Below are 19,122 nucleotides of genomic sequence, written 5' to 3' on the forward strand. Positions count from 1 at the left end.
AGCAATGACCGCGGCGTCCAACCCAAGTCCTTCTAACCGATGGCATGTCGGGCTGATCGGCTACGGCGAGGTCGGCAAGATCCTCGCCGAGGATCTGCGCAGGGACGGCGTGCGCGTCTCCGCTTATGACGTCAAGCTGGCGGACTCGCGCGGTGATGCGATGCGCAGCCACGCCGCTGAAATCGGCGTGACGCTCGCAGCCTCGCATGCCGAGCTGGCAGCGCAGGCCGACTTCATCGTCTCCGCGGTCACCGCGAGCCAAGACGTGGCGGTGGCGCAGGCCTGTGCTGCCACGATCAAGCCAGGCGCCTGGTTCCTCGACTTCAACTCGGCCTCGCCCGGCGCCAAGCAGCGCGCCGCCGCGCTGATCGACGGCGCCGGCGGACGTTACGTCGAAGGCGCGGTCATGACGTCGGTGCCGCCCTATCGCATCACGGTGCCGCTGCTGCTCGGCGGCTCCGGCGCGCGCGAACTGGCGCCGCTGCTCAACGATCTCGGCTTCGCCGCGAAGTTCGCCAGCGACAAGCTGGGCGTGGCCTCGGCGACCAAGATGTGCCGCAGCATCATGATCAAGGGCTTGGAGGCGATGGTGATCGAGAGCTTCACCACCGCGCGCGCGTATGGCGTCGAGGATGCGGTGCTGGCCTCGTTGAAGGAGACGTTTCCCGGCATCGACTGGGATAAGCAGGGCGCCTATTTCTTTCAGCGCGTGATCGAGCATGGCCGCCGCCGCGCCGAGGAGGTAAGGGAGGTCGCCGAGACCGTGCGCGACATCGGGCTGACGCCGTGGTCGGCGGAAGGCACCGCCGAGCGCCAGGCCTGGGTCGCCGATCTCGCCGATGACGGCCTGTTCGGCACGCGCGGCAGCAAGGAGTTCGCGCGCAGCCCGGACTGGCGCACCGAGGCCGATCGCATTCTCAACAAGATCAAGTCCAAGGAGTAGGGAACCTCATGGAGTTCCAGAAGACCCCGGGATGGCTCGACTGGTACGACGGCCCGTCGAAGCCGCGCTTCAAGGTGCCGGCCGGCAGCGTCGATGCGCATTGCCACGTGTTCGGCCCTGGCGCCGAATTCCCTTATGCGCCCGAGCGCAAGTATACCCCCTGCGACGCCTCCAAGCAGCAGCTCTATGCGCTGCGCGACCATCTCGGCTTCGCGCGCAACGTCGTGGTGCAGGCGACCTGCCACGGCGCCGACAACCGCGCCATGGTCGATGCGCTCGTGCATTCCAACGGCAAGGCCCGCGGCGTCGCCACGGTGAAGCGCAGCGTCAGCGACGCCGAGCTGCAGGCGATGCACGACGCCGGCGTGCGCGGCGTCCGCTTCAACTTCGTCAAGCGCCTGGTCGACTTCACGCCCAAGGATGAGCTCATCGAGATCGCCAACCGCATCAACAAGCTCGGCTGGCATGTCGTGATCTATTTCGAGGCCGTCGATCTGCCGGAGCTGTGGGACTTCTTCACGTCGCTGCCGACCACGGTCGTGGTCGATCACATGGGCCGTCCCGACGTCTCCAAGCCGGTCGATGGGCCAGAGTTCGAGCTGTTCGTGAAGTTCATGCGCGAGCACCCAAACGTCTGGTCGAAGGTGAGCTGCCCGGAGCGGCTCTCGGTCAAGGGACCGCCGGCGCTGAACGGCGAGCAGAACGCCTATCGTGACGTGGTGCCGTTCGCGCGGCGCATCGTCGAGACCTTCCCGGATCGCGTGCTGTGGGGTACCGACTGGCCGCATCCGAATCTGAAGAACCACATGCCCGACGACGGCCTCCTGGTCGATTTCATTCCGCATATCGCTGTCACGCCGGAGCTGCAGCACAAGCTTCTGGTCGACAACCCGATGCGGCTGTACTGGCCGGACGAATCCTGAAGGAGAGAAGCGATGTCGCTCGACAAACCCTATACCGACGTTCCCGGCACGACCATCTTCGACGCGGACATGTCGCGGATGGGCTATCATCTCAATCAGTTCTGCATGTCGCTGATGAAGGCGGAGAATCGCGCCCGCTTCAAGGCCAATGAGCGTGCCTATCTCGACGAATGGCCGATGAGCGAGGAGCAGAAGCAGGCGGTGCTCGACCGCGACCTCAACCGCTGCATTGCGCTCGGCGGCAACATCTACTTCCTCGCCAAGATCGGTGCGACCGACGGCAAGAGCTTTCAGCAGATGGCCGGCAGCATGACCGGCATGACCGAAGATCAATATCGCGACATGATGATCAAGGGCGGCCGCTCGGTCGAGGGCAACCGCTACACCGGGGAGAAGAAGTAAATGGCCCATATCTCCGCAAGCGTCTTCACCTCGCACGTGCCGGCAATCGGCGCCGCGCTCGACCTTGGCAAGACCGGCGAGGACTATTGGAAGCCGGTGTTCGCCGGCTACGACTTCGCCAAGCAGTGGGAGAAGGAGCAGAAGCCCGACGTCGTGTTCCTGGTCTTCAACGACCACGCCACCGCCTTCAGCCTGGAGATGATCCCGACCTTCGCGATCGGCACCGCGGCCGAATATCAGCCGGCCGACGAGGGCTGGGGACCGCGTCCCGTGCCGAAGGTGATCGGCCACCCGCGGCTCGCAGCGCACATCGCGCAGTCGGTGATCCAGGACGATTTCGATCTCACGATCGTCAACAAGATGGACGTCGACCACGGCCTCACCGTGCCGCTCAGCCTGATCTTCGGCCAGGTCGATGCCTGGCCGTGCCCGGTGATCCCGTTCGCCGTCAACGTCGTGCAATATCCGGTGCCGTCCGGCCGCCGCTGCTTCATGCTCGGCAAGGCAATCCGCAAGGCGATCGAGAGCTATGACGAGCCGCTCAACGTGCAGATCTGGGGCACCGGCGGCATGAGCCACCAGCTGCAGGGCCCGCGCGCCGGCCTGATCAATCGCGAATGGGACAACATGTTCCTGGACAAGCTCATCAACGATCCGGAAGGCCTGTCCAAGGTGCCGCACATCGAATACGTGCGCGAGGCCGGCAGCGAGGGTATCGAGCTCGTGATGTGGCTGATCGCGCGCGGCGCCATGAGCGACGTCAACGAAGCCAAGAAGGGCAACGCGCCGACCGTGCGTCACCGCTTCTACCATGTGCCGGCCAGTAACACCGCCGTCGGCCATCTGATCCTGGAGAACAACTGATATGGCCAAAGACGGTTCTAAGACCATCAAGGTCGCGCTCGCCGGCGCCGGCGCCTTCGGCATCAAGCATCTCGACGGCATCAAGAACATCGACGGTGTCGAGGTGGTGTCGCTGGTCGGGCGCCGCTTCGACCAGACCAAGGAAGTCGCCGACAAATACGGCATCAAGCACGTCTCGACCGAACTCGCCGACAGCCTGAAGCTGCCGGAGGTTGACGCCGTCATTCTCTGCACCCCGACCCAGATGCATGCGGCGCAGGCGATCGACTGCCTCAAGGCCGGCAAGCACGTACAGGTCGAGATCCCGCTGGCGGACTCGCTGAAGGACGCGCAGCAGGTCGTCGAGCTGCAGAAGGAGACTGGGCTGGTCGCGATGTGCGGCCACACCCGGCGCTTCAACCCCAGTCATCAATGGGTGCACAAGAAGATCAAGGCCGGCGAATTCCACATCCAGCAGATGGATGTGCAGACCTACTTCTTCCGCCGCACCAACATGAACGCGCTGGGCCAGCCGCGCAGCTGGACCGATCACCTCTTGTGGCACCACGCCGCGCACACCGTCGACCTGTTCGCCTATCAGGCGGGCTCGCCGATCGTGAAGGCCAATGCTGTGCAGGGACCGATTCATCCCAACCTCGGCATTGCCATGGACATGTCGATCCAGCTCAAGACCGCCAATGGCGCGATCTGCACCTTGTCGCTGTCGTTCAACAATGACGGCCCGCTCGGAACTTTCTTCCGCTACATCGGCGACACCGGCACCTACATCGCCCGCTACGACGATCTGGTGAACGGCAAGGAAGAGAAGATCGACGTCTCCAAGGTCGATGTCTCCATGAACGGCATCGAGCTGCAGGACCGCGAGTTCTTCGCCGCGATCCGCGAGGGCCGCGAGCCCAACGCCTCCGTGGCCCAGGTGCTGCCCTGCTACCAGGTGCTGCACGATCTCGACGAGCAGCTCGCCAAGGGCTGACACTATCCCTCCTCGCGTGGTAGGCGCGGGGAGGGGACTTCCCAGGCGCGGCCCCGTGGCCGCTTATGGCGCCTTGGACGGCTTCAACTTCGGCAGCGTCGCCACGATCTTCTGCTTGCCGTCGACGATCTCGGCCAGGAAGCTCTCCCGGTCGATGTCGCCGTTCTGGTCCCAGCTTGCCTCCATCAGCATGCCAGGTGCCTTGTCCGGCGTCAGCGTCAGCCCTTTCATGGTGGCGCCGAAGGCGTGGCCGTCGAACTTGCCGATCATCTCGGTGACGTATTTGACGAGATAGACCGCGGTATAGCCCTTGATGCCGTTATGGTCGGGCCAGTAGCGGTAGCGCTCGTTGAACTTCTTCGCAAAGGCCTGGATGGCTGGGACCGGCGCATCCGCGCTCAGGCCGACATGGCCGCGCACGCCGTTGGCGGCGGGGCCTGCGAGCTCCACGACCTTCTGACTGAGCAGCGTCGTCTCTCCGAACAGCGGCACCGACAATCCCTGACGTTTGGCCTCGATCAGGAAACGCGCGCTTTCTTCCTCGTTGGTGTAGACGAAGATCGCGTCGGCCTTGACGTTCTTCAGCTTGATCACGTCCGAGCCGAAATCGACCTGGCCCTGCTCGGTCGAAATGTCGGACACGACGTCGATGCCGCGGGTCTTCATCTCCTTGACAAAGCTGTCGCGGCCGCCTTTGCCGAAATCGTTATTCACCCAGACCACGGCGACCGATTTCACCTTCGACTGGTCGTGCAGATAATTGGCGATCTTCGGCATGCTGAACTGTTGGCCGAAGGCGGTGCGGAAGATCCAGGGATTGCCTTGCGTGGTGATGTCGGCCGCCTCGGCGCCGACGATCTGCGGTACCTCCGCCTGCTGCGTCAGCGCCATGTTGACCTTGACCGAGCCGGAGTAGATCGGGCCGAGCACGACGTAAGGCTCGCGGTCGAGCACCTTCTGAACCTGGGCGCGGGAGACGCCGGGATTGCTCTGGGTGTCGAGATGCTCGGTCGTGATCTTGCGGCCGAGAATGCCGCCAGCGGCATTGATTTCGTCGACCGCAAGCGCGACGCCATCGCGCCAGTTCGTCCCCGACACCGCGCCTGGGCCCGACAGCTCGACGACGTCCGGAATGTAGACAGTGTTCTCGGCATGCGCATGAAAGCCCCACAGCGAAGCGGCCAGCGCAACGCCGCTCAGTCGTCCCAGATGTCTCACGATATCCTCCCCCTTGTTTTTGCTTATGGTGACGAACTCATCGGTATCTCTGCAAAGCCCAGCAGCCGCGATGGCGTTCGCCATAGCAGCCGATGCTGGTCGTTGGGATCTGGAAAGATCTCGGTGATGCCGGCCAGCAGCGGCCCGTAGTCGAGCCGTTCAGGCGCACGCAGGAAAGGCCAGTCCGAGCCCCAGACGCAACGATCGAGCGTGAAGGCATCGACGAGCGCGGCGATGAACGGCCACGTATCGGCGTAGGGATAGGGCTGCCGCGCGAACTTGTAGTAGCCGGATAGCTTCACATAGGCATCACGCTCGCGGCCGAGTGCGAGCAGCGCCTGGAAGGCGGCGCGCTTCAGCCCGTGTTCGACGGCAGGCCGGCCGCAGTGATCGAACACGAGACGGACTTTTGACCTTTCAATGAGCGGCAGCAAGTCGAGCAGTTGATCCTGCTCGACCTGGACCTGCAGAAACAGATCGAGGTCGGTCAGCTTGTCCAGCAGCGGCGCGGCGTCACGGTAATAGTCGGTGCCATGAAACGGCACGTTGAAGGCGATGCCGACGACGCCGGCGGCCTTGAGCCGCTGCAGCTCCTTGATCTCGACGTCCTTCTCGACGACAGCGACGCCCTTGAACCGCCCGTTTCCGAGTCCGAGCGTATCGAGCAGGATGCGGCTGTCCGAGCCATAACCCGAATTCGTCGCGACGATCAGCGCATGGCGCACGTCGAAGACATCGAGTACGCGGATCAGATGCGCAGCGGTGGCGATCTCCTGACCGGTTGGACGGTAAGGCGTGTCCGGCGCGTAAGGAAAGCGCGCGGGATCGATGGCGTGGATGTGGCAATCGATCCTGGGGCCTGCCGGAAGTGCCATGGTCGAGCCCTCTCTGACCGACGTTCAGAACGTCGCTTGAATGGCCTTGATCAGCGCGGGCGTCACGTCCGGCAGCACCCCGAACCACGCCTGGAAGGCCAGGCGCGCCTGGTTGAGCAGCAGGCCAAGGCCGTTCACCGTCGTGCAGCCGCGGGCGCGAGCGTCCGCGAGGAAGGGCGTCTCCAGCGGCGTGTAGATCAGGTCTGCCACGAGCGTCTTGGCTGAGAGCCGCCCCAGATCGATCTCCAGCGCCGGCTTACGGATCATGCCGCGATCGGTGCTGTTGATCAGCAGCGCGACGTCGGCCACCGCCGCCGAGCGGTCGTCCCACGCCACCGTGCTGATGGCCGACCCGAACTCGGCCGCAATGGCCTGCGCCTTCTCGGCGGTGCGGTTGCTGATGCGGATGTCGCGGGCGCCGTTCTCCAGCAGCGCCACCACCACCGCGCGCGCAGCGCCGCCGGCGCCGAGCAAGAGAATAGGACCTTCGTCGGCGCGCCAGTCCGGCCTGGCGTCGCGCAGGCTCTGGACAAAGCCGTTGCCGTCATTGTTGAAGCCGCTCAGCGTGCCGTCGGATTCGACGACAATGGTGTTGACGGCGCCGATGCGGCGTGCGGTTTCGTTCACCCGATCGAGCAGCGGCATCGCCGTCTGCTTGTGCGGCATGGTGACGTTGCAGCCGCGAAAGCCGAGTGCCACCAGTCCTGCGAGCGCATCCTTCAGCCGCTCCGGCTGAACCGCGAGCGGCACATAGGCGCCGCGCAGGCCGTGCGCGTTGAGCCAGAAATTGTGGATCGTGGGGGAGCGGGAGTGAGTAACGGGCATGCCGATGACGCCGGCCAATCCGAATCCATTCGCTTGCGACATGCTGCGCGATGACCTCCCTTTTCAGATATCGGCCTGTCCCGGCCAAATGTGAAACCGTCTTATGAGCAATGACGCGCACAGGCAATTGAAACATTCGACCACAGATCCTTGTCGCAATGCAGCGCATCATGGCTCAATGTCCAGTTCATGGGCGTCATCGCGTGACCCGCCCCCTGGGCAAAGCCAGGGGTGATTTCTATGATTGCGCAAGTCTGCCTCGACGACCGTCCGCCGGACCCAAAGGATCGCCATTGACTGTCCAATCTCCGCCACCCGTGGCAACAGAAACCTTCACCGACGCCGCCGCCGCGGTGGCCCGGCTCGAGGAGATCTACGAGCGCAATACCGCTTTCCTGCGCGGCCATTTCGAGGCCTATGCCAACGGCGTCGTGCCGGCGACACGGATCCGCGCCACCTATCCCTTCGTGCGGCTGACCACCGCAAGTCACGCCCGGCTCGACTCGCGTCTCGCCTACGGCTTCGTTGCGGGTCCTGGCGCGCACGAGACCAGCGTCACGCGGCCGGACCTGTTCCGCTCGTACCTGACCCAGCAGATCCGCCTGCTGATCGAAAACCACGGCGTACCGGTCGAGATCGGCGAGTCGGCTGAGCCGATCCCGGTCCATTTCGCCTATCGGCGCGACATCAACATCGAGACGGCGCTGCCGCATCACGAGAGCCCGCTGGTGACGCGCTCCTTGCGCGACGTGTTCGACGTGCCGGATCTGTCGACCATGGACGACGCCATCGCCGACGGCACGCTCGAGCTGACGCCGGGCATGCCGGAGCCGCTGTCGCTGTTTCGCGCCGCGCGCGTCGACTACTCGCTGCGCCGTCTCTATCACTACACCGGGACCGATCCCGACCACTTCCAGAACTTCGTGATCTTCACGAACTACCAGTTTTACGTCGATGCCTTCGCGGATTGGGGCCGTCAGCAGCTCGCGGCGGGGCAGGGCGCCGCCGAGACGTTCGTCGAGCCGGGCAACGTCATCACGCGCAATGCGCGGCTCGGCGGCGGCACCACGGGCGCGGCGCCGTCGCGCACGCCGCAGATGCCGGCCTTTCACCTGGTCGAGCCCGGGCACCAGGGCATTACCCTGATCAACATCGGCACCGGGCCCTCGAACGCACGCAACGTCACCGACCACATCGCGGTGCTGCGGCCGCATGCGTGGCTGATGGTCGGCCATTGTGCGGGTCTTCGCAACACGCAGCGGCTCGGCGACTATGTGCTGGCGCACGGCTATGTCCGAGAGGATCATGTGCTGGACCAGGAGCTGCCACCCTGGGTGCCGATCCCGGCGCTTGCGGAGGTGCAGGTCGCACTGGAAGAGGCCGTCGAGGCGGTCACCGGCTTTTCCGGTTTCGAGCTGAAGCGGCTGATGCGCACCGGCACCGTCGCCAGCGTCGACAATCGCAACTGGGAGATCAGCGGTCCGGCGGTGATCCGGCGGCTGTCGCAATCGCGCGCCATCGCGCTCGACATGGAGTCGGCAACGATCGCGGCCAATGGCTATCGCTTCCGCGTGCCTTACGGCACGTTGCTCTGCGTGTCCGACAAGCCGCTGCATGGCGAGATCAAGCTCGCCGGCATGGCGGGCGACTTCTATCGGCAGCGCGTCGGCCAGCATCTCCAGATCGGGCTGAAGGCGCTGGAGCTCCTGAAGCACCAGGAGTCGGAGCGGCTGCATTCGCGCAAGCTGCGCAGCTTCGCCGAAGTCGCATTTCAATAGCGGCCCGTGGCCGTCTGGGATCAGCGGCCCCGGCGCCCGTCGAACGCCTGACGCGCCTGCTCGACCTCCGGCATCTTGGCGATGGTCCAGGCGTAGAGCGCGCGGAACGGTGGCTGCAGGGTACGGCCGAGCGGCGTGATCTCGTATTGGACCGCGACCGGCGAGTCCGCGATCACCTCGCGGGCGACGAGGCCGTTCCGCTCCAGCCGGCGCAGGCATTGCGTCAGCGCCTTCTGGGTGACGCCCTCGAGCTGCTTTTTGATCGCGTTGAAGCGCAGCGGTCCGGAGTCGAGCACCGCCAGCACCATCATCGACCATTTGTCGGCGATCTGGTCGATCAGCACCCGGCTCGGGCATTCCGACGAGAAGTGCTGCGGCTTGCAGCGGAGCGGGGCGGTCTCTGATGTCGACGTGGCGGTCACGACAGCGGTTTCCTCGGATATACCTGAGCGACTTTGGGTGCCTGATTGACTTCAGGTTTACGAAGTATACTGGAGCGGTTCCGAACGCAATGGAGCCCCCTGAATGTCCGACCTCGATACCAGCGTGCTGTTTCGTCCGTTTCGCCTGAAGTCGCTGGAGCTGAAGAACCGCATCGTCATGGCGCCGATGACCCGCAATGCGGCGCCGAACGGCATTCCCGGCGAGGCCAACGCCGCTTATTACCGCCGCCGCGCCGAAGGTGGCGTGGGGCTGATCCTCACCGAGGGCACGGTCGTCAACCGCCCGGCCTCGCGCAACGAGCCCAATATTCCCTTCTTCCACGGCGATGCCGCGCTGGCCGGCTGGCAGAGCGTCGCCACGGCCGTGCACGCCGCCGGCGGCCGCATCGCGCCACAGATCTGGCACACAGGCTCGACCAGGGGCATGAGCCGCTGGGAGCCCGATGCGCCGGTCGAGAGCCCGTCCGGGCTGGTTGCGCCGGGCAAGCCGCGCGGCAACGCGATGAGCGAGAACGACATTGCCGACACCGTTGCCGCCTTCGCGCAGGCCGCGGCCGATGCCAAGCGGGTCGGCTTCGACACCGTCGAGATCCACGGTGCGCACGGCTATCTGATCGATGAATTCTTCTGGTCCGGCACCAACAAGCGCGAGGACCGCTATGGTGGCGCGACCATCAAGGAGCGCTCGCGCTTCGCTGGCGAGGTCGTCGCCGCGATCCGCAAGGCGGTGGGTCCCGATTTCCCGATCATCCTGCGCGTCAGCCAGTGGAAGCAGCAGGACTATGCGGCGCGCCTCGCCGAGACGCCGGCGCTGATGGCCGACTGGCTGCAGCCGCTGGTCGCGGCCGGCGTCGACATCCTGCACTGCTCGCAGCGCCGTTTCTGGGAGCCGGAATTCCCGGACGTGGACGGCGAGAAGGGCCTGAACTTTGCCGGCTGGGCCAAGAAGATCACGGGGGCTGCGACCATCAGCGTCGGCTCGGTCGGCCTGTCCGATGAATTCTTCTCGGCGTTTGCCGGCAAGCCGTCGACGACGGCCGATCTCGACGCGCTGCTGGAGCGCATGGCCAAGGAGGAGTTCGACCTCATTGCGGTCGGCCGCGCGCTGATCAGCGATGCCGAATGGGTCGCGAAGATCAAGTCCGGCGACAAGGCGGGCCTGAAGGGCTTCAGCGCGGCGGATCTCGGCGCGCTGGTGTAAGCTCTTGTCGACCCGTTGGTGCCCCTCGCCCGGCGCAAGCGGGGCGAGGGGGCGTACCGTCAGCGAGGCGCGAGCTCGAGCCTGCCATCCCGTCCTTGCGACGGACTAATGCACCGTCAGCTCGAGATACATCGGGCTGCGGAAGGTCGAGGACGGCATCCAGGGCAATTGCTCCTGGGTGCGGCGATAGTCCGGCACGACCTTGTGCAGCTCGTCGAACGCGATCCTGATCGCCATGCGCGCGATCGCCGATCCCAGACAGGCGTGCACGCCGCCGCCGAAACCGAGATGGCCGCGCGGTTTCCGCGCGATGTCGTAGACATCCGGATTGGGAAACTGCCGCTCGTCGCGGTTGGCGGAGCCGTAGGCGAGGCAGACGAAATCGCCCTCGCGCATGGTCTGGCCGTGCAAGGTGACGTCCTTCTGCAGGCAGCGGCGGAAGCGCTGCGCCGAGGTGTTGAAGCGCAGCGACTCTTCCACGGCGTCCGCCATCAGGTCGGGATTGGCGACGACGGCCCGGCGCGCCTCGGCGTGATCGGCGAGATTGTAAGCCAGCATCGTCATGAAACCGCCGAGCGACTCGATGCCGGCCATGATCAGCGTTGTCGTCGTCAGCAGCACCTCGCGCTCGTCGAGCTTGTCGCCGTCGATCTCGGCCATGCTGAAATGCGAGATCAAGTCGTTCTGCGGCCGCGCGCGGCGCTCCGCGATGATGCCGGCCGCATAGTCCTGCATCCAGTTGTAGGCTGCGATGTGCTGCGGTCCCTTGGCGCGGCTCACCGGATCGCTCTGCACCATCAGCACCGCCTTGTCGCGCACAGTCTGCTCGTCGCCGAGCGGCAGGCCGAGCGCGGCGAACAGCACGCGCACGGTGAATTTCGAGGAGAACGCCTCGATGAAGTCGAACCGGTCCTGGCCGCGCAGCGCCTCGGCGCAGTCGCGCGCGATGTCGCGGATCGGGCCTGACAGGCTCTCCAGATTGCGCTTCATGAACGCGTGCTGGACGAGGCCGCGCAGCCGGTCGTGGCGCGGCGGATCGGTGGTGCCGAGCGTCGCGCCGGCGCGGTTCGGCAGCTCGGTCATCAGGTTGCCCTTGGCCGACGAATAGGTCTGCCAGTTCGTGCCGGCCGCCGCCACATCGGCATAGCGCGACAGAATCCACACCTGGGCCTGCGGGCTCCAGAAGCAGGGGTGCTCGTCGCGCAGCGTCTTGTAGAATGGGAACGGGTCGGCATCGACCGCAGGCGAATACGGGTCGAACGCGAACATGTTGGGCCTCCTCTCCATTGAGTGTGGTCGTTGTTGTTCTTTTCACTGATCTAGCCGAGCCGTGGCCGCGGCGTGAGACACGAAAGCCGGCCAAGACTTGTACTTTTCCGACATTCAGGGTTAGCTCTCGCTCATGCCCCGCTTTCGCACCAAGCCGTCGATCCCCGCGTTCGCGCTGTACGGCGAAGCGTCGGCCGCGCAGCCGGACATGCTGCATGTCGAGCCGATCCAGGTGCGCAGCAAGCTGTATCGCTGGGAGATCGAAGCGCATACACACCATGGCCTGCACCAGATCCTCTGGGTCGCTGCCGGTCCGGCCGAGATCGCCTTGGACGAAAGCCGCGAACGCTGCACCGGCCCGGTCGCCGTGATCATTCCGCCCGGCGTGGTCCATGCCTTCCGCTTCTCGCGCGACACCGACGGCTATGTGCTGACGTTCAATCCGCGGGCGGTGGTGGAGGGCGACGTCCCGGCGACCGGCGAGGCGCTGCGCGACCTGTTCGCAACCGCGCAGATCCTGCATCTCGATGCGCAGGCGGTCGCGACGCGGCGCATCGCCGCGCTGTTCGTCGACCTCGCCGACGAGTTCGCCGCCGCCGATTCCGCGGCCTCGCCGGTGCCGCATTGGCTCGGTCGCTCGATCGTGTGGCGGCTGGCGCAGCAGAGCGCGCGGCAGTCGCAAGGCGCGCGGCGCGGCAGCGGGCATGCGGCGCTGTTCACCCGCTTCATCGTGCTGGTCGAGGCGCATCACCGCGATCACTGGTCGGTGGCGCGCTACGCCGACGAGCTCGGCATGACGCCGGAGCGGCTCAATCGGTTGACGCGGGCTGAGACCGGCCAGTCCGCGCTCGACATCGTGCATGCGCGGCTGGCGCGCGAGGCGTGCCGGCGGCTCACCTATATTGCAGCGCCGGTGTCGAAGCTGGCGTTCGAGCTCGGTTTCAAGGACCCGGCCTATTTCTGCCGCTTCTTCAAGCGGCACACCGGGGCGAGCCCGCGCGACTATCGCCGTGCGATGGGGGTGGGGGACGGCGCGGCGCCGCCGTGAGGGTGATCGGCGCCGCCCGATACCATTGCAGCGTTTGTTGTGCATTGCGGCATGGTGTCGGAAAAGTGCAAGAGAATGCCGCGTCCATCCAAGTGATCCCAGCACATTCCTTGCTAAAATCAGCGACTGAAAAGCATACCCAACAAGCCTGCGTCTGCGAATCCGGGAGAACACGCCCATGAAAGTCCAAGTCTGCATCATCGGCGGCGGCCCGTCGGGCCTGATGCTGTCGCAGCTCCTGCATCTGCAGGGCATCGATACGATCATCCTGGAGAAATCCAGCCGCGACTACGTGCTGTCGCGCATCCGTGCCGGCGTGCTCGAGCACGGCTTTGCCGAGCTGATGCGCGAGGCGCAGTGCGGCGAGCGCATGGACCGCGAGGGCGAGATTCATCACGGCTTCTACATCGCCCATGACGGCAAGCTCGACCGCGTCGACCTGCACAAATATTCCGGCGGCAACTCGGTGATGGTCTACGGCCAGACCGAGCTGACGCGCGATCTCTACGAGGCCCGCGACAAGCTCGGCGGCAAGGTCGTGCACAACGCGACCGACGTGACGCCGCACGACATCGCCTCCGACAAGCCTTACGTCACCTACCGTCAGGACGAAGAGGTCGTCCGCATCGACTGCGACTACATCATCGGCGCCGACGGCTTCCACGGCGTCAGCCGCAAATCGATCCCGCACGACAAGCTGACGGAATACGAGCGGGTGTATCCGTTCGGCTGGCTCGGCGTGCTGTCGCGCACCAAGCCCGTGTCGCCGGAATTGATCTATGCCAAGCACGAGCGGGGCTTCGCGCTGTGCTCGCTGCGCTCGCAGGTGCTGAGCCGGTACTATGTCCAGGTGCCGCTCACCGACAAGGTCGAGGACTGGAGCGACGATGCGTTCTGGGAGGAGCTGAAGCGCCGGCTGCCGGCGGAGATCGCGGCCAAGCTGATCACGGGGCCCTCGATCGAGAAGAGCATCGCGCCGCTGCGCAGCTTCGTCGCCGAGCCGATGCGCTACGGCCGGCTGTTCCTCGCCGGCGACGCCGCCCACATCGTGCCGCCGACCGGTGCGCGCGGGCTGAACTCGGCTGCGTCCGACATCTACTATCTCTATCATGCGCTGCTCGATCACTACAAAAAGGGCGACGACCGCGGCATCGACGGCTATTCGCAGCGGGCGCTGGCGCGGATCTGGAAGGCGCAGCGCTTCTCCTGGTGGATGACGACGCTCTTGCATCGTTTCCCCGACCGGTTGTCCTACGACGACAGACTGCAGGACACCGAGCTCGCTTATCTGTTCTCGTCGGAGGCCGCGCAGCGGTCGCTGGCGGAGAACTATGTCGGACTGCCTTTCTAGCGAGGTCAACGCGACGCGTTTCGCCTGCGCTGCTTGATGGCACCACGCATCAGTCGCCTCGCTGTCGTCCCGGCGAACGCCGGGACCCATACCCCCAGGGAGCGGTTTGAGGCAGGCTGGCGATTGGCTTTGTGCCCATCATGACTGCCGCGGAGTGTGGGTCCCGGGTCGGCGCCGTGACGCGCTTCGCGCCTCACGGCTTGCCCGGGAAGAACGGTTGGGATAGATCGGATTCACGTCTCAAACAGCGCAGGCAGGACGTGGCAACGCGGTCTCGCGGCACATGATGCCCGAGGTCTGCGATCAACTCGCCCCTCCCATAATCGAGAGGGCGCAGGGAATGCCGGGTGAAGGCCTCACCCATGGCCCGCCTGCGTAAGAAAATGCAGGCGGCAGGTACCACAGGTGCAGCCGAACACTCCGGCATTCCCTGCGCGGCAGTCTCACGCTTATACGCAGTCTCCCTGGTGCGCCGGGCTTTCTGGCCACCATGATCCGCGCGGCGCCTCGAGCGCCGTCGCGAACGTGACACCAGCATCGGGGTGTCAGGACGCTGCGACTTCACGTCCGCAAGAGATCGCTCGTCCGCATGCTCTCGCGAGCCTGCTCTCGAACTCTCGCGGCCACCGCATCCCCGCCTCGCGTGTCGTGACGATCGCGCGCAACGCCCCTCTCGTTGAGGCGGGATGGCCGGAGATAAGCACATCTTCCGATAAGACGAAAGAGATATTTTCTGAAAAGCGGAAAATTTTCGAAGGGGCCGGGCAGATCGCGTTCAATGCCGCGCAGGAACGTCGGCTGCCCGCGAGCCCCATGAGCAGGATGCAGCATGTTGATCGAACACGCGACCGTCAGCCCCGTCACCGCTCCGCGGCCGCTTGGAGGATGACGCCGTGTTTCGCTGGTGCAACTTCGCTCAGCTCGAGATCGGGGGACAGATGATCGGGGCGCGCTGTTGGATTAGCGCCAACTGCTAAAGTCTGTCGGCCTCCCCGCGCGCCCTGAAAAATGAGTTGCGCACCTCAAAAACCGCGCTATGGTCCTCAACCCAAAGGGGAGGATCATGAACGCGCCGCTGACATTGCGGGATATTGCGCGGCAGGCGGGCGTGAGCCTCGCCACCGTCGACCGCGTGCTGCACAACCGGCCGGGCGTGCGCCCGGACACGGTGCGGCGCGTCAAGGATGCGATGGCGCGCAGCGCGTTTCAGCCGCATGCGGCGGCCTCCGAACTCGCCCGTGCCCGCTCGCGGCGCTTTGCCTTCGTGATGCCGTCCGGTGCCAATCCCTTCATGCAGCAGATTCAGGCGCATCTCGGCGAGTTGGCGAGCTGGATGGCCGCGCGCCGGCTCTCGGTCGATGTCGTCACGACGGACGTGTTCGATCCGGCTGTGCTGGCCGGCAAGCTCGAAGATCTGGTCGGTCGCGTAGACGGTGCGGCGGTGGTGGCGCTCGACCATCCGAGCGTGCGCGCCGCGATCAATGATCTCGTCGAGTCCGGCGCCAAGGTCGTGACTCTGGTCTCCGACGTGCCGTCGTCGCGGCGGCATCATTATGTCGGCATCGACAACATCGCCGCTGGCCGCACCGCGGGTGCGCTGGTCGGACGCTTCGCCGGCGGCAGGGCGGGGCGGGTCGCGATCATGGCCGGCTCGCAAGGCCTGCGCGATCATGCCGAGCGCATCTTCGGCTTCGGCCAGGTTCTGGCGGCGGAGTTTCGGCAACTTGAGGTTTTGCCGGTTGCTGAGGGGCATGATGTGGACGATCGCTCAGAGCACCTCATGCGCGAGCTGCTGACCGAGTATCGCGACATCGTCGGGCTCTACAATGTCGGCGCTGGCACGGCCGGCGTCGCCAAGGCGCTGACCGAGTCGGGGCGGGCCGATGACATCGTGTTCGTCGGCCATGATGTGACGGCGCTGACGCGCAAGCTGCTGTTGAACGGCGTGATGGATGCGGCGATTTCGCAGAACCCGGGACACGAGGCGCGCTCCGCGGTGCGCGTGCTCCTGGCGCTGGCGCGCGGCGAGCCGATCCTGAGCGAACAGGAGACGATCCGCATCGACATCGTGATGCGGGACAATCTGCCGTGAGCGGGTGGCCGCGGTGACGCGGTCGGCCCGAACACGGAATGAGAAACGACCGAGGCGCTGGTTTCGAGGCGACGCAGATCGCCGAGGCGCCTGGCGGTCCGTGTGGGAGGAGTGGAGTCGTGTTTCTCGGACTGGATGTCGGCACATCCGGCGTGAAGGCCGTGCTGGAGGACGAGACGGGCGCGCTGATCGCGAACGCCTCGCGTCCGCTGTCGCTGTCGCATCCGCAGCCGCTGTGGTCCGAGCAGAATCCGGATCATTGGGTCGAGGCCGTCATCGGCGCGGTCGATGATCTCGCGCGTGAGCGTCCGCGTGAGACGTCAGCGGTGCGCGGCATCGGCTTGTCCGGCCAGATGCACGGCGCGACCTTGCTTGGTCGCGACGGCCGGCCGCTGCGTCCCGCGATCCTGTGGAATGACGGCCGCTCGCAAGCCGAATGCGCCGAGCTCGAACGCCGCTGCCCCGAATTGCACACGATCGCCGGCAATCTCGCGATGCCCGGCTTCACCGCGCCGAAGCTCGTCTGGGTGGCGAAGCACGAGCCGAAGATCTTTGCCGAGGTTGCGACGGTGCTGCTGCCGAAGGCCTATGTGCGCTATCGGCTGTCCGGCGAGATGGTCGAGGACATGTCGGATGCGGCGGGCACCCTGTGGCTCGACGTCGGCGCGCGGCGCTGGTCGGAGAAACTGCTGGCGGCGACCGGGCTCGGTCTCGATCACATGCCGCGCCTCGTCGAGGGCAATGAGCGGAGCGCCGTGTTGTCGCCCGAGCTGGCGCGGCGCTGGGGCATGGGCGCTGATGTCGTGATCGCAGGCGGCGCCGGCGACAACGCGGCGAGCGCAATCGGACTCGGTGCCATCACGCCTGGCGATGCCTTCCTGTCGCTCGGCACATCAGGCGTGCTGTTCCGGGTAACCGACCGCTTCGCGCCGGCGCCGGAAGCGGCCGTGCATGCGTTCTGCCATGCGCTCGGCGGGCTGTGGCATCAGATGGGCGTGATGCTGTCGGCCGCGGCCTCGCTGGCGTGGCTGGCGCGCATTCTCGAGACGCCGGAAGCCGCGCTGCTGGCGCCGCTCGGTATCAGCGTCGAACGTCCGAGCCCGGTGCAGTTCCTGCCTTATCTCGACGGCGAGCGCACCCCGCACAACGATGCCCATGCCGCCGGCGCCTTCGTCGGCCTGCGCAGCGCCGCCGGCCGCGGTGATCTCGTGCAGGCGGTGCTTGAGGGCGTGGCGTTTGCCTCACGCGACATGTTCGCCGCGCTCGCGCGTAGCGCGCAGCCGATCAGAGAGCTCGATCTGGTCGGCGGCGGCTCGCGCTCCTTGTTGTGGGCACAGATCATGGCCGACGTGCTCGGCGTCACCGTACACCGGGTCGAGGAGGGCGAGGTCGGCGCCGCCATCGGCGCCGCGCGGCTCGGCCGTCTCGCCGCGACCGGCGCAGCACCGGCCGATGTCTGCCGCAAGCCGCAGCGGCTGCAGAGTTTCGAACCCCGCGCGCCGCAGCGCGCGGCATACGACGCCGCCTACGCGCAATGGCGCAAGCTCTATCCCGCTCTCAAGGAGTAAACCCTCGTGAACGTCCAGGCTCCCTTCTTCCAGACCGGCGCAACCGTCACCTATGGCGGGCCCGAGTCGCGCAGCCCGCTGTCGTTCCGCTGGTACGACAAGGATCGCGTCATCCGGGGCAAGCGGATGGAGGATCATCTGCGCTTCGCGGTCTGCTACTGGCATTCGTTCTGCTGGCCGGGCAGCGATCCGTTCGGCGGCGAGACCTTCCTGCGGCCTTGGCAGCACGGCGATGATGCGCTGGCAATGGCGCGCGCCAAGGCTGACGTCGCGTTCGAATTGTTCCGGCTGCTCGACGTGCCGTTCTTCACCTTCCACGACGTCGACGCCGCGCCGGAAGGCGCGACGCTGAAGGAGTCGGTCGCCAATCTCAACGTCATCGCCGACCTGTTCGAGCAGAAGATGGCCTCTGCCAAGGTGCGGCTGCTGTGGGGCACCGCCAACCTGTTCTCGCATCGCCGCTACATGGCGGGCGCCGCGACCAATCCGGATCCGGACGTGTTCACCTACGCGGCGGGACAGGTGCGTGCCGCACTCGAGGTGACGCATCGTCTCGGCGGCGCCAACTACGTGCTGTGGGGCGGCCGCGAGGGCTACGAGACGCTGCTCAACACCGACATGAAGCGCGAGCTCGACCAGCTCGGCCGGTTCGTCTCGCTGGTGGTCGAGCACAAGCACAAGATCGGCTTCAAGGGGCCGCTGCTGATCGAGCCGAAGCCGAAGGAGCCGACCAAGCATCAGTACGATTTCGACGTCGCCACCTGCTACGGCTTCCTGCGGCGCTACGATCTGCTCGATGACGTCAAGCTCAACATCGAGCAGAACCACGCCATCCTCGCCGGCCACTCGTTCCAGCACGAGATCGCGCTGGCGCAGGCGCTCGGCGTGTTCGGCTCGCTTGACATCAACCGCGGCGACGACCTGCTGGGCTGGGACACCGACCAGTTCGCGATGAACGTGCCGGAGCTGGCGCTGGTGTTCCACGACATGCTCAAGGGCGGTGGCTTCACCACGGGCGGGCTGAATTTCGACGCCAAGATCCGCCGGCAGTCGATCGATCCGGATGACCTGCTGCACGCCCATGTCGGCTCGATGGACGCCTGCGCGCGGGCGCTGATCGCCGCCGACGAGATGCTGACCGACAGTGCGCTGACCGCGCCGCTGGCGCGGCGCTACGCCGGCTGGGACGACGACGAGGGGCAGGCGATCCTCGCCGGCCGCCGCTCGCTCGCCGAGCTCGCCGACCGCGCCGTCGACACCGGCCTCGATCCGCAGCCGCGGTCCGGCCGCCAGGAATATCTCGAAAGCGTGGTGAACCGCTATGTCTGACGACAGCAGCCTGCGCACGA

At 66.0% G+C, this 19,122-nt stretch carries 17 protein-coding genes; 12 read left to right on the forward strand and 5 right to left on the reverse strand.

All coding sequences use genetic code 11. The features are described 5' to 3' along the window. Positions 1–4 precede the first annotated feature (4 nt). Genes QX070_RS32335 through QX070_RS32355 form a run of 5 tightly spaced genes read left to right on the forward strand, consistent with a single transcriptional unit; the run spans position 5 to position 4,105 of the window. Positions 5–943 (forward strand): NAD(P)-dependent oxidoreductase, encoded by a 939-nt coding sequence (locus QX070_RS32335; protein ID WP_315741190.1) that lies wholly within the window; start codon positions 5–7, stop codon positions 941–943. Positions 944–951: 8 nt separating this feature from the next. Continuing rightward, on the forward strand, positions 952–1,866 hold the full coding sequence (locus QX070_RS32340; protein WP_315741191.1) for an amidohydrolase family protein: 915 nt from the start codon (positions 952–954) through the stop codon (positions 1,864–1,866). A 12-nt stretch (positions 1,867–1,878) separates the two neighbouring features. Next, positions 1,879–2,268 carry a protocatechuate 4,5-dioxygenase subunit alpha gene (ligA, locus tag QX070_RS32345; protein ID WP_315741192.1) on the forward strand — a complete coding sequence of 130 codons (390 nt, stop codon included), beginning with the start codon at positions 1,879–1,881 and terminating at the stop codon, positions 2,266–2,268. After that, positions 2,269–3,132, forward strand: a complete 864-nt coding sequence (locus QX070_RS32350; protein ID WP_315741193.1) for a class III extradiol dioxygenase subunit beta — start codon at positions 2,269–2,271, stop codon at positions 3,130–3,132. Between the two features lies 1 nt (position 3,133). Then, the gene (locus QX070_RS32355) at positions 3,134–4,105 is read left to right on the forward strand and encodes a Gfo/Idh/MocA family oxidoreductase (protein WP_315741194.1); all 972 of its coding nucleotides are present in this window, start codon (positions 3,134–3,136) and stop codon (positions 4,103–4,105) included. Positions 4,106–4,168: 63 nt separating this feature from the next. On the opposite strand, the gene QX070_RS32360 is transcribed toward QX070_RS32355, so the two are convergent. From QX070_RS32360 to QX070_RS32370, 3 genes are read right to left on the reverse strand one after another with little or no spacing between them, the layout of a single operon-like run. Next, entirely contained in the window at positions 4,169–5,323 is a 1,155-nt protein-coding gene (locus tag QX070_RS32360) for an ABC transporter substrate-binding protein (RefSeq protein ID WP_315741195.1), read from the reverse strand. A 23-nt stretch (positions 5,324–5,346) separates the two neighbouring features. Continuing rightward, the gene (locus QX070_RS32365; RefSeq protein WP_315741196.1) at positions 5,347–6,198 is read right to left on the reverse strand and encodes an amidohydrolase family protein; all 852 of its coding nucleotides are present in this window, start codon (positions 6,196–6,198) and stop codon (positions 5,347–5,349) included. Positions 6,199–6,222: 24 nt separating this feature from the next. Continuing rightward, positions 6,223–7,065: a shikimate dehydrogenase gene (locus tag QX070_RS32370; RefSeq protein WP_315741197.1), complete on the reverse strand. Its 843-nt coding sequence runs from the start codon at positions 7,063–7,065 to the stop codon at positions 6,223–6,225. A 251-nt stretch (positions 7,066–7,316) separates the two neighbouring features. Between QX070_RS32370 and QX070_RS32375 the strand changes: the two genes are divergently transcribed. Continuing rightward, positions 7,317–8,801, forward strand: a complete 1,485-nt coding sequence (locus QX070_RS32375; RefSeq protein WP_315741198.1) for an AMP nucleosidase — start codon at positions 7,317–7,319, stop codon at positions 8,799–8,801. Positions 8,802–8,821: 20 nt separating this feature from the next. Here QX070_RS32375 and QX070_RS32380 read toward each other — a convergent pair whose 3' ends face one another. After that, positions 8,822–9,145 (reverse strand): helix-turn-helix domain-containing protein, encoded by a 324-nt coding sequence (locus QX070_RS32380; protein ID WP_315741221.1) that lies wholly within the window; start codon positions 9,143–9,145, stop codon positions 8,822–8,824. 181 nt (positions 9,146–9,326) lie between these two features. Here QX070_RS32380 and QX070_RS32385 point away from each other — a divergent pair, with 181 nt between their 5' ends. Further along, the gene (locus QX070_RS32385) at positions 9,327–10,445 is read left to right on the forward strand and encodes an NADH:flavin oxidoreductase (RefSeq protein WP_315741199.1); all 1,119 of its coding nucleotides are present in this window, start codon (positions 9,327–9,329) and stop codon (positions 10,443–10,445) included. Positions 10,446–10,550: 105 nt separating this feature from the next. Here QX070_RS32385 and QX070_RS32390 read toward each other — a convergent pair whose 3' ends face one another. Further along, positions 10,551–11,714 carry a cytochrome P450 gene (locus tag QX070_RS32390; protein WP_315741200.1) on the reverse strand — a complete coding sequence of 388 codons (1,164 nt, stop codon included), beginning with the start codon at positions 11,712–11,714 and terminating at the stop codon, positions 10,551–10,553. A 133-nt stretch (positions 11,715–11,847) separates the two neighbouring features. On the opposite strand from QX070_RS32390, the gene QX070_RS32395 reads away from it, so the two are divergent. The 5 genes from QX070_RS32395 to xylA all read left to right on the forward strand — a co-directional run bounded on the left by QX070_RS32395 (position 11,848) and on the right by xylA (position 19,102). Then, positions 11,848–12,762, forward strand: a complete 915-nt coding sequence (locus QX070_RS32395; protein WP_315741201.1) for a helix-turn-helix domain-containing protein — start codon at positions 11,848–11,850, stop codon at positions 12,760–12,762. A gap of 178 nt (positions 12,763–12,940) precedes the next feature. Beyond that, positions 12,941–14,113 (forward strand): 4-hydroxybenzoate 3-monooxygenase, encoded by a 1,173-nt coding sequence (pobA, locus tag QX070_RS32400; protein WP_315741202.1) that lies wholly within the window; start codon positions 12,941–12,943, stop codon positions 14,111–14,113. Positions 14,114–15,176: 1,063 nt separating this feature from the next. After that, positions 15,177–16,205, forward strand: coding sequence for a LacI family DNA-binding transcriptional regulator (locus QX070_RS32405; protein ID WP_315741203.1), 1,029 nt, complete (start codon positions 15,177–15,179; stop codon positions 16,203–16,205). A gap of 119 nt (positions 16,206–16,324) precedes the next feature. After that, positions 16,325–17,773, forward strand: a complete 1,449-nt coding sequence (gene xylB / locus QX070_RS32410) for a xylulokinase (RefSeq protein WP_315741204.1) — start codon at positions 16,325–16,327, stop codon at positions 17,771–17,773. Between the two features lie 6 nt (positions 17,774–17,779). Next, positions 17,780–19,102: a xylose isomerase gene (xylA, locus tag QX070_RS32415; RefSeq protein ID WP_315741205.1), complete on the forward strand. Its 1,323-nt coding sequence runs from the start codon at positions 17,780–17,782 to the stop codon at positions 19,100–19,102. Positions 19,103–19,122: the final 20 nt, after the last annotated feature.

The organism is Bradyrhizobium sp. SZCCHNR1093 (assembly GCF_032381175.1).
In the GTDB taxonomy this organism is placed as follows: domain Bacteria; phylum Pseudomonadota; class Alphaproteobacteria; order Rhizobiales; family Xanthobacteraceae; genus Bradyrhizobium.